Source organism: Streptomyces sp. NPDC002588 (assembly GCF_040295925.1).
Lineage (GTDB): Bacteria > Actinomycetota > Actinomycetes > Streptomycetales > Streptomycetaceae > Streptomyces.
In genome coordinates, this window is sequence record NZ_JBEOWF010000061.1 from 54,151 (window position 1) to 64,729 (window position 10,579).

A 10,579-nucleotide genomic window follows, 5' to 3' on the forward strand; every position below is an offset into this window, starting at 1 on the left:
TCTTGCTGTGTCGCCCACGTGACGGCGCACGGACGAGGTAGGGCCGATGACTGGGAGCGCCGGGGACGAGCGGAGGCCGTCCGGCCCGCCGCCCGCGCTGCTGACCGCGGCCGCGGCGGCGGCGCTGCGGGCGGCGGAAGGCCGCGCCGGAGGCGTGTACCTGTGCTCACGCACGCCCGGAACACTGCGGCTCGCCGTCCTCGCGGGGCTGCCCGGGCCGTTGTTCCAGCCGTGGTGGCGGGTGCACGTGGACCGGCCGTTCCCGGTGGCGGACGTCCATCGGACGGGCGTACCGGTGGTGCTGGCGAACGCCACGGAGGCGATGCGCCGGTATCCGCAGCTCGCGGCGGGGCTGCCCTTCCAGTTCGGCACCCTGAACGTGCCCGTCGCGGCCGAGGGGCGGGCGTTCGGGGTCATGGCGGTGCTGCGCGCGGCGGTGGCCGACCCCACGGAGATGCTGGCGGCGCGCGAGCGGCTGGCGCCCGTGGCGGACGACCTGGCCGCTCGGCTGCTGCGGCTGGAGCGCGACGGCCACCCCGTGACCTGGGACGACGAGCCCTTGTGTGTACGGCCGCCGGCGGCGGGACCGGCGCCGGGGCGGGTGGGGCGCTTCTCGTGGGACCCGGCGACCGACACCGTCGAGGCCGACGAGCGGGCACGGGCCCTGTTCGGTCTGCCGCCGGGAGAACTGCCCGGCACGCTGGAGGCCCTGGCCCGGGCCGTCGACCCGACCGACGCCCACCGCCTGCCCGACCTGCTGCACGAGACCGCTCGCGGCAGCGCCCCGCCGCTGCCGATCCAGGTGCGCACCATGGAGGGCGGTCTGCGGGTGCTCGAGCTGTGGGCGGCGTCCGAGGCCGGGTCCGCGCCCGTCACCGGCGTGCTCCTCGACCCCGGCGCCGGAGCGCTCGCCGACGGCGCCGCCGATCTCCTCCCCGAGGGCGTCTTCTGCATCGACCGGCTGGGGCTGATCGTCTACGCCAATCAGCGGGCCGCGCACTTCCTCGGCGTGGACCTGGCCGAGCTGGCCGGGCGCCCGCTGCTGGACGCCGTACCGTGGCTGAGCCAGCCCACCTGCGAGGAGCATCTGCGCGGTGCCCTGCTGTCGCCCGAGCCGGTTCATTTCCACGTGCGGCGGCCCGCCGACGGTCCGCGGGTGTTCGAGGGCGACTGGCTCAGCATGTCCGTCCATCCCGGCCCTGACCTGCTCACCTGCACCGCGGTCCCGGCGAACCGCGTCCCGTCCACCGAGGCAGTCACCCCGGACGGCTCCGAGATCCCCCTGGTCGCCGACGCCGCCGGCCCGGCACACCCCGCGGCCCACGCGGACGCCTCGACCGGCCCGCTCTACCGGCCCATCGTGCTGGCGATCGCGCTGACCGAGGCGGTGACCGCCCGCCAGGTGTCGGCGGTGGTCATGCAGGAGCTGCTGCCCGCGTTCGGCGGCCGCCGGCTCGCGATCTACCTGCTGCAGGAGCGCCACCTGTATCTGGCCTGGGAGAGCGGCTTCCCGGAAGGCTTCCTGGCGCCGTTCGAGGGGGTGGGGCTGGACGCCCGGGTGCCCGGGGTCGAGACGCTCACCACGGGCCGCCCGCTGTTCTTCGACTCCATGGCGCAGCTCGCGGCCGCCTACCCGGGCATCGCGCTGGACGCGGCGGAGGGCGCCCGCGCCTTCCTGCCGCTCATCGCGTCGGGCCGCCCGGTCGGTTCGTGCATCCTCGGCTTCGACGGGCCGCGCAGTTTCAGCCAGGAGGAGCGCACGGTGCTCACCGCGCTCGCCGGGCTGATCGCCCACGCGATGGAGAAGGCCCAGCGCTACGACACGGAGGCCGCCCTCGCCCGGGGGCTGCAGCAGGCCCTGCTCCCCCGGCGGCTGTCGCAGCACGCGCGCGTGGAGACCGCGGGCCGCTATCTGCCGGGCACCGAGGGCATGGACGTGGGCGGCGACTGGTACGACGTGGTGGAGGCCGGCGACGGGCTTGCGCTCGTCATCGGCGACGTCCAGGGGCACGGGGTGCAGGCGGCCGCCACCATGGGGCAACTGCGCAGCGCGGTCCGCGCGTTCGCGCTCGGCGACCGGCCGCCCGAGGAGGTCATGGCCGGGACGAACCACCTCCTCATCGACCTCGACCCCGGTCAGTTCGCCAGCTGCTGCTACATCCGTCTCGACCCCGCCACGGGTGTCGCCCGGTCGGTCCGCGCCGGACATCTGCCCCCGTTGCTGCGCGGTCCCGACGGCCGTACGTCGGTCCTCGACCTGCCGGGCGGGGTCGTGCTCGGTGTCGACCCGCGCGCCCACTACCCGGTGACGGAGCTGCGACTCGAGCCCGGCGCGATCCTGGCGCTCTACACGGACGGGCTGGTGGAGCGGCCCGGTCACGACATCGACGACGGCATCGCCGCCCTGCGCGCCACGCTGGCCGACACCGCCGGCGACGCGGGACTCTCCCTCGGGCGGATCGCCGACCGGCTGACGGCGACGGCCCGGCAGGCCGCCGACCGCGTGGACGACATCGCGCTGCTGCTCGCCACGCGCTCCGGCGACGGCACGAGCACCCCCGATGATCACCCAGGGAGAGCGTGAGGCGCCCCGCCCGTGACCCTCTGTGACGCCTCTCGCCTCATCCGGCCGGGCAGTGTAGACATGGCACATGGCACGTCTCCTGGGGCGCACGGGTGCCCGGCCGGCCCGTCGTCCCCGGGACCCGGGAACACGGCGTACGCCCGAATCCGCCCTGGGCGGACGCAGTCTGGCCGCGCAGGTGTTCGTCCTCCAGGTGGCGATCGTGCTGCTGCTGGTCGTGGCGGCCGTGGTGGCGCTGCTGCTGCAGGTGCGGCACGACAGCACCCAGGAGGCCCGCAACCGCTCCCTCGCGGTCGCGGAGAGTTTCGCGAACTCGCCGGGCATGGTCGACGCGTTGCGCGGCCCGGATCCGACGGCGGTGCTGCAGCCCTCGGCGGAGGCCGCCCGCAAGGCGGCCGACATGGACTTCATCGTCGTGATGAACACCGACGGCATCCGCTACACCCATCCCAAGCCGGACCGCATCGGCAAGAAGTTCGTCGGCAATATCCAGCCGGCGCTGGACGGCGGCACCGTGGTCGAGGAGGTCGACGGGACACTGGGGCGGCTGGTGCAGGCCGTCGTGCCCGTGAAGGCGTCCGACGGGACGGTCGTGGGCCTGGTGTCGTCCGGCATCACCACCGCGCACGTCGGCGGGAACGCCGACCGTCAGCTGCCCCTCGTCATCGGCAGCGCCGCCGCGGCCCTCGCCCTGGCCACCGCGAGCACCGCGCTGGTCAGCCGTCGGCTGCTGCGCCAGACCCACGGCCTGGGCCCGCGCGAGATGACCCGGATGTACGAGCACCACGACGCGGTGCTGCACGCCGTGCGCGAGGGGGTGATCATCGTCGGGGACGACGGTGAGCTGCTGCTCGCCAACGACGAGGCGCACCGGCTGCTCGACCTGCCGCCGGACGCTGAGCGCCGCCAGGTCCTCGACCTGGGCCTGGACCCCGGGACGGCCGAACTGCTGGTGTCCGGGCGGATGGTCACCGACGAAGTGCACCTGGTCGGCGGCCGGCTGCTGGCGATCAACCAGCGGCCCACCGACCTGGCGGGCGGCCCGGCGGGAAGTGTCGCCACACTGCGCGACTCCACGGAACTGCGGGCCCTGTCCGGGCGGGCGGAGGCGGCCCGGGAGCGGCTCGACCTGCTGTACGCCGCCGGGGTGGGCATCGGGACCAGCCTGGACGTGACCCGGACGGCGGAGGAGCTGACGGAGCTCGCGGTGCCCCGGTTCGCGGACTTCGCCGCGGTCGACCTGTTCGACGCGGTGCTGGACGGGGAGGAGCCGGAGGCGAGGGGCGAGCTGCGGCGGACGGCGATGAGCGGGGTCCGCAAGGGTTCGCCGCTGTACGCGGTGGGCGAGCGGATCCGGTTCGTGGACTCCGCGCCGCAGGCCCGCAGTCTGGCCGGCGAACGGGCCGTCCTGGAGGCGCGGCTCATGGACGCGCCGGGCTGGCGGGCGCAGGACCTGGAGCGGGCCGAGCAGATCATGGAGTTCGGCATCCACTCGCTGATCACCGTGCCGGTGCGGGCGGGCGCGCTGGTGCTGGGTGTGGTCAGCTTCCTGCGGTCGGAGCGGCCCGAGCCGTTCGACCCGGAGGAGGTGGCACTGGCGGAGGAGTTGGTCGCGCGAGCCGCGGTGTCGATCGACAACGCACGCCGTTTCACCCGCGAGCACGGCATGGCCGTCACCCTGCAGCGCAGTCTGCTGCCGCGCACGCTGCCCGAGCAGAACGCACTGGACATCGCCTACCGGTATCTGCCCGCGCAGGCGGGCGTGGGCGGCGACTGGTTCGACGTGCTGCCGCTGTCCGGGACCCGGGTGGCGCTCGTCGTCGGCGACGTGGTCGGGCACGGGCTGCACGCGGCGGCCACCATGGGGCGGCTGCGCACCGCGGTGCACAACTTCTCGGCTCTGGACCTGCCGCCCGAGGAGCTTCTCAACCTGCTGGACGAACTGGTGGCCAGGATCGACCAGGACGAGGCGGCCGACGGCGCCGTCGGGCAGGTCTCCGGGGCGACCTGTCTGTACGCGATCTACGACCCGGTGTCCCGGCGGTGCACCGTGGCCCGGGCCGGCCATCCGCCGCCGGCGCTGGTCCACCCCGACGGCCGGGTGGAGTACCCGGACGTGCCCGCGGGGCTTCCGCTGGGTCTTGGCGGGCTGCCGTTCGAGACGGCCGAACTGGAGCTCGCGGAGGGCAGCCGGCTGGTGCTGTACACGGACGGGCTGGTGGAGGACCGGCAGCGGGACATCGACACCGGGCTGGAAATGCTGCGCAGCGCCCTGGAGCGGGGTGCGTCGGGCTCGCCGACGGAGACCTGTCAGACCGTCCTCGACGAGTTGCTGCCGCCCCGCCAGAGCGACGACATCGCGCTGATCGTCGCCCGGACCCGGGCGCTGGGCGCGGACCGGGTCGCCGAGTGGGGAGTGCCGGTGGACCCGGCGGCGGTGGGCGAGGTGCGGGCCGCGGTCGCCCGGCAGCTGGCGCTGTGGGACCTGGAGGAACTGTCGTTCACGACGGAGCTGATCCTGAGCGAGCTGGTCACCAACGCGATCCGCTACGGCAGTCCCCCGGTCCGGGTGCGGCTGCTGCGCGACCGCACCCTGATCTGCGAGGTCACCGACTCCAGCAGCACGTCGCCGCATCTGCGGTACGCGGCGATGACGGACGAGGGCGGACGGGGCCTGTTCCTGGTCGCCCAGCTCAGCGAGCGCTGGGGCACGCGCTACACGCCCACGGGCAAGGTCATCTGGGCGGAGCAGTCGTTGCCGTGAGACACGATGTGGCCGAATCTGACTCATAAATCATGTTTATGAGCTCATAGACCGGACCCCTGTACTGACTAAGGCTTGCCTTAGCTTAGGCTTCCCCCGAGTCGATCTGTCGCCGCTCGAAGGGAACCTGATCATGCCCCGCCCCCTGCGGGTAGCAATCGTCGGAGCCGGCCCCGCCGGGATCTACGCCGCCGACGCGCTGCTCAAGTCCGATGTGGCCGCCGACCCCGGTGTCTCCATCGACCTCTTCGAGCGGATGCCTGCCCCGTTCGGACTGATCCGTTACGGCGTGGCCCCCGACCACCCCCGGATCAAGGGCATCGTCAACGCCCTGCACCAGGTGCTGGACAAACCGCAGATCCGTCTCTTCGGCAACGTCGACTACCCGGGCGACATCAGCCTGGACGACCTGCGCGCGTTCTACGACGCCGTGATCTTCTCCACCGGTGCGACGGCCGACCGCGAACTGGCGATACCCGGCATCGATCTCGACGGTTCCCACGGCGCCGCCGACTTCGTCTCCTGGTACGACGGCCACCCGGACGTGCCGCGCACCTGGCCGCTCGAGGCCGAGAAGGTCGCCGTGCTCGGCGTCGGCAACGTGGCACTGGACGTGGCCCGCATCCTCGCCAAGACCGCCGACGAACTCCTCCCGACGGAGATCCCGCCGAACGTCTACGACGGCCTCAAGGCCAACAAGGCCCTCGAGATCCACGTCTTCGGCCGCCGCGGCCCGGCGCAGGCGAAGTTCTCCCCGATGGAACTGCGGGAGCTGGACCACTCCCCCAACATCGAGGTCATCGTCGACCCCGAGGACATCGACTACGACGACGGCTCGATCGCGACCCGGCGCGGCAACAAGCAGGCCGACATGGTCGCCAAGACGCTGGAGAACTGGGCGATCCGCGACATCGGCGAGCGCCCGCACAAGTTGTTCCTGCACTTCTTCGAGTCGCCCTCGGAGATCCTCGGCGAGGACGGCAAGGTCGTGGGTCTGCGCACCGAGCGCACCGCCCTCGACGGCACCGGCAACGTCAAGGGCACCGGCGAGTTCAAGGAGTGGGACGTCACCGCGGTCTACCGCGCGGTCGGCTACCTCTCCGAGAAACTGCCGAAGCTGCCCTGGGACATCGACTCGGGCACGGTCCCGGACGAGGGCGGCCGGGTCATCGAGGAGAGCGGCAGCCATCTCGCGTCGGTGTACGTCACCGGCTGGATCCGGCGCGGCCCGGTCGGCCTCATCGGCCACACCAAGGGCGACGCCAACGAGACGGTGTCGAACCTCCTGGACGACCACGCGAACGGCCGGCTGCAGACGCCCGCCTCGCCCGAACCCGAGGCGGTCGACGCCTTCCTCGCCGAGCGTCAGGTCCGGTTCACCACCTGGGAGGGCTGGTACAGGCTGGATGCCGCCGAGAAGGCGCTGGGCGAGCCGCAGGGCCGTGAGCGCGTGAAGCTCGTCGAGCGTGAGGACATGCTGCGGGAGAGCGGCGCGTAAGCCCGCCCGAGGGATCGGGGACGGACGCGCCCCGATCCCTCAAAGCCCCTGCTCCGCAGGCCAGTTGCGGTGAAATCACTGGGCGTCATGATCGCCGCCTGTTAGCGTCCCGGGGTGTTCTCTCTCCACGAGCCTCCCCTGTTCACCCGGCTGCGCGACGCACGGCGGGTGCTCGTCGCCGGCGCGGGCGGCGGTTTCGACGTCTACGCGGGCCTGCCGCTGGCCCTGGCGCTGCGCTCGGCCGGCAAGGACGTCCACCTGGCAAACCTCTCCTTCACCGAGCTGTACGGCCTGCCCACCGGAGTCTGGCTGGAGCCGGACGTCGCGGCGGTGCGTCCCGACACCCCGGCCCGCGGCGACTACTTCCCCGAACACGCCCTGGCCACCTGGCTCGAAGGGCAGGGCGAGCCCGCGACGGTGTACGCGTTCCCGCGCACCGGCGTGGCGCCGCTGCGGGACGCCTACCGGGCGCTGCTGGACCACCTGGGCGGTGTCGACGCGGTCGTGCTCGTCGACGGCGGTACGGACATCCTGATGCGCGGCGACGAGCACGGACTCGGCACGCCCGAGGAGGACATGGCCAGCCTGGCCGCCGTCGACGCCCTCGACGAGGTCCCGCACCGCCTGGTGGCCTGTCTCGGCTTCGGCGTGGACGCCTACCACGGCGTCAACCACTCCCTGGTCCTGGAGAACCTGGCCGCGCTGGACCGCGAGGACGCCTACCTGGGCGCCTTCTCCGTCCCCCGCGACAGCCGCGAGGGCGCCCTCTACCTCGACGCGGTGGCCCATGCCCAGGCCTCCACCCCCGGGCACCCCAGCATCGTCAACGGCTCGGTCGCCGCCGCCGTACGCGGCCAGTTCGGCGACGTACGGTTCACCGACCGCACCAGGAACAGCGAACTCTTCGTCAATCCCCTGATGGCGGTGTACTTCTGCGTCGACGCGGTGGGCCTGGCACGCCGCAACCTCTACCTGGACCGCCTCGGGGACACGGTCCTGATGCGCCAGATCAGCAGCCGTATCGAGGAGTTCCGGGAGGGGCTGCCCGTCCTGCGGCAGCCCCGGGCGTTCCCGCACTGAACGCGGGCGGCGGTCAGCTGTCGTCGCGGGGGTGGCTCTCGATCACCTTTCCGTGCACATCGGCCTCGAGGTAGGCGCTGCCGTAGTCGTCGGAGAGGTAGACGCTCATCGTCGGCGGGTCGTCGAAGATCGTGGACGCCGGATCGACGGTCAGGTAGCGGGCGGTGGGATCCGCGATGTTCAGCGTCCTGTCGGCCTTGGCGAGCAGGCCGGACACGGCGTCCCAGTTGAAGACGTCGAGATCGACGGGGACGATGCCGTCGCGGACCGTTCCGCCGGGCCCCTCCTTCACGGCCACGTCCCCGCCCCGGTACATGTACCGGTCGTAGAGCTTCGGGTGGCCGTCGACCGGGGCCTCGGCTATCGCGTACTCCGGGTACACCACGAGCGAGGTGATCTTCGTTCCGCCCATGGCGGCGGTCAGCTTCCGCACCGCCGTGCGGACTCCGTTCGCGTTGAGCAGATCGACGGTCCCCTCGGACTGCCCCGCGGCCGAGGCGTTCACGGACGGGGACCCGCCCCGTGAAACGGACGCGGAGACAGAGGCGGCCGCGGACGTCTTGGATGCGTCGGCCCCGGTGTCCGTCCCGTCGCCGTCGTTCGTCTGCGGCAGCAGCGTCCACACCAGGACGCCGACCAGGGCGGTGCCGAGGGTGGCTGCGGTGACGGCGGCCGCCCGGGTGCGACGGCCCCGGGGCGGGCCGACCGGCCGCACCGTGACCGCCTCGCCGACAGCGGGAGCGGGAAAAGGCGCCGGCGGGGCGAGGGAGTAGGAGGTCGGCGCGGGACCGAACCCGGGGGCCGCTGTCGGGTGGGAGCCCTGCGGACTCTGCGGGGCCTGCGGGACCTGTGCCGGAGCCGCCGCCGACGGGTCTCCGGCGGCGGTCGCGAGCAGACGGTCGACCTCCTCGGCGCCGGGGCGGGCGTCGGGATCGCGGACGAGGAGGGCGGTGAGGAGACCGGTCAGCGGACCGGCCTGCCGGGGCGGCGGTACGTCCTCGCCGAGTACGGCGGCCAGGGTGGCCAGGGTGCTCGCCCGCCGCAACGGGTGCCGGCCCTCCACGGCGACGTACAGCAGCATCCCCAGGGACCACAGGTCGGAGGCCGGGCCGCCCTCCTTGCCGCTGACGCGTTCCGGTGCCATGAAGTCGGGCGAGCCGATGACGGACCCGGTCGCGGTGAGGCTGGTGGCCTCCCGGATGGCGGCGATGCCGAAGTCGGTGAGCACCGGCCGCCCGTCGGGACGCAGCAGGACGTTGGCCGGTTTCACGTCCCGGTGCTCGATGCCGACGGCGTGCGCGGCACGCAGCGCGGACAGCACCTCGCGGCCCACCCGGGCGGCCTCGACGGGGGTCAGCGGACCGAGCTGGAGGCGGTCCTGGAGGGAGCCACCGGTGACCAGTTCCATCACGATCCACGGAAACGTGCGTTCGCCGCCGTCCACGATGTGGTGGATGGTCACCACGTTGGGGTGGTGGACCCGCGCCAGCGCGCGGGCCTCGCGCAGGACGCGCTCGCGCAGCATGCGCGCGCCCGCCGGGTCGTACTCCGCCAGCGCGGGATCCGGAGGCCGTACCTCCTTCACCGCCACGTCCCGGTGGAGTGCCAGGTCGCGGGCGCGCCACACCCACCCCATGCCTCCGCCGCCCAGCCGCTCGATCAGTTCGAAGCGGCCGTCGACGACACGTCTGTCGGATTCGCCGGTGCTCATGGGAGGGAGCTTAGGGGTACCGGGTGACAGGCATTGTGTCCGCCAGAGGGGGCACAGCGCGAATGGTCCGGCGGGCCACGGGCATGCTGTGAACGAGGTCACTCCGGCGGGCTGTGCTGCCGGATCCGTCCGGACTCGCCGCCCTCCCCCCACGAAGGACATGTGCTTTGGCTCTTACGTACCCTGACGCCCCGTCAGCACGCCGTCCCGGTCGCTGCTGGACGATCCGTGTCGTCGGTCACCGGGACCGGACCGCTTCGGTCACCTGCTCGTCGGCGTGCGCGATGCCGCCGCGTTCCCGGGACCTCTCGGCGCTGCGCCGCTTCGCCGAGGCCCACGCGGCCGCGCACGCCAGAGCGGCGGCCGTGCACCACGACGCCGCCTGCTGGTGCCGGCGCCAGCAGTGCACGCTGCACGAGGACACACGGGTCAACTGCGGGGGCACGGTCGTCCTCGTGCTGCGGCACGATCCGGCGGTCGGCCAGGTGTGGACGCTCACCGAAGTGTGCTCCGCCTGCGCGCCGTTGATGCCCCACGCGCGCGTGGTGGGCCGTTCGGTCCCGCCACCGCCGCCGAGGCAGGCGGAGGGGGAGCCGCACGACCGCCGGTCTCCGTCCGGTCCGGCGTCGTCCGCTCCGGACGTGCCGGGTGTGGCCCCGCCGCGTCTGGTCCCCGGCGGCTTCAGCGCGCCCTCGGGCCCCGGCCCCGGTCCCGAGCGCGGCGGGGGCCGCCGCCGCGGCGCCGGCAGGCGCCTGAACCGGGCGGAGGCGGAGGGCGGCGGGGACTGAACCGACTCCGCGGGTCGCCCGACGACGCCCGTGATCAGTACACCTGGATCAGTACGCCCAGGGCCCTTCTGATGGATCTCCGTGGGAGAAGGAGCGGCGTTCGGTGCGTGCTCTCGGCGTGCCGGGCGGAAGCCCTCGTAGCGGAGCTACTAGG

General features: G+C 73.2%; 6 protein-coding genes. 5 read left to right on the top strand and 1 reads right to left on the bottom strand.

The features are described from left to right. The first annotated feature begins 46 nt into the window (after nt 1-46). From ABT057_RS44160 to ABT057_RS44175, 4 genes are all read left to right on the top strand, one after another. A complete protein-coding gene (locus ABT057_RS44160; protein WP_352350117.1) occupies nt 47-2,584 on the top strand; it encodes a SpoIIE family protein phosphatase in 2,538 nt (845 codons plus the stop codon). Between the two features lie 67 nt (nt 2,585-2,651). Continuing rightward, nucleotides 2,652-5,348 (top strand): SpoIIE family protein phosphatase, encoded by a 2,697-nt coding sequence (locus tag ABT057_RS44165; RefSeq protein WP_352350119.1) that lies wholly within the window; start codon nt 2,652-2,654, stop codon nt 5,346-5,348. Nucleotides 5,349-5,481: 133 nt separating this feature from the next. After that, the gene (locus tag ABT057_RS44170) at nt 5,482-6,846 is read left to right on the top strand and encodes an FAD-dependent oxidoreductase (RefSeq protein WP_352350121.1); all 1,365 of its coding nucleotides are present in this window, start codon (nt 5,482-5,484) and stop codon (nt 6,844-6,846) included. A gap of 114 nt (nt 6,847-6,960) precedes the next feature. After that, nucleotides 6,961-7,926 (top strand): DUF1152 domain-containing protein, encoded by a 966-nt coding sequence (locus tag ABT057_RS44175; protein ID WP_352350123.1) that lies wholly within the window; start codon nt 6,961-6,963, stop codon nt 7,924-7,926. A 13-nt stretch (nt 7,927-7,939) separates the two neighbouring features. Here the strand turns inward: ABT057_RS44175 and ABT057_RS44180 are convergent, their stop codons facing one another. Beyond that, complete coding sequence (locus ABT057_RS44180; protein ID WP_352350125.1) at nt 7,940-9,637, bottom strand: serine/threonine-protein kinase; 1,698 nt, start codon at nt 9,635-9,637, stop codon at nt 7,940-7,942. 284 nt (nt 9,638-9,921) lie between these two features. Here ABT057_RS44180 and ABT057_RS44185 point away from each other — a divergent pair, with 284 nt between their 5' ends. After that, on the top strand, nt 9,922-10,425 hold the full coding sequence (locus ABT057_RS44185; RefSeq protein ID WP_352350127.1) for a hypothetical protein: 504 nt from the start codon (nt 9,922-9,924) through the stop codon (nt 10,423-10,425). Nucleotides 10,426-10,579 lie beyond the last annotated feature (154 nt).